The following is a 380-nucleotide window of genomic DNA, read 5'->3' as shown; positions in this document are numbered from 1 at the left end:
TCTTACTGAGTTGGCGGCTTCAACTAAGTAATAACGCAAGTAGTGATTCCCTGTACGGGATAATGAAGTATCTTCGGCTGTAAAACGACCGGATTGGTGCTTTCGCCAATATAATCCGGCATATTTTGCGATTTTGGTTTCATCGTCAAATCTTTCGATTTGGCCAATTTCAGCGATAATACCAGCGGCATATATAGGTCCGATTCCAGGAATGGATTCTAGTGTTTGCGTTAATCCAGCCATGATTCGCTTAATAGATTTTTCTAGTTCTTTAATTTGTTTTTGATAGGTACGAATGATTTCGATTGATGTTCCTAAAAGAATATCGATTGAGTCTTCTACCACCTTATCTAAACGGTACGACTTGCGAACAGCCTTTT

Annotated in this window: 1 protein-coding gene; it reads right to left on the bottom strand. The window is 39.2% G+C overall.

What is annotated here, in order from left to right:
• On the bottom strand, positions 1 to 380 hold a 380-nt coding region (locus FE392_RS22785; RefSeq protein WP_319931956.1), incomplete at both ends, for a transposase.

Source organism: Xenorhabdus santafensis (genome assembly GCF_033949405.1).
GTDB lineage: Bacteria > Pseudomonadota > Gammaproteobacteria > Enterobacterales > Enterobacteriaceae > Xenorhabdus > Xenorhabdus santafensis.
The sequence above is the reverse complement of the archived record's forward strand: the minus strand, read 5'-3'. Positions and strand labels throughout refer to the sequence as shown.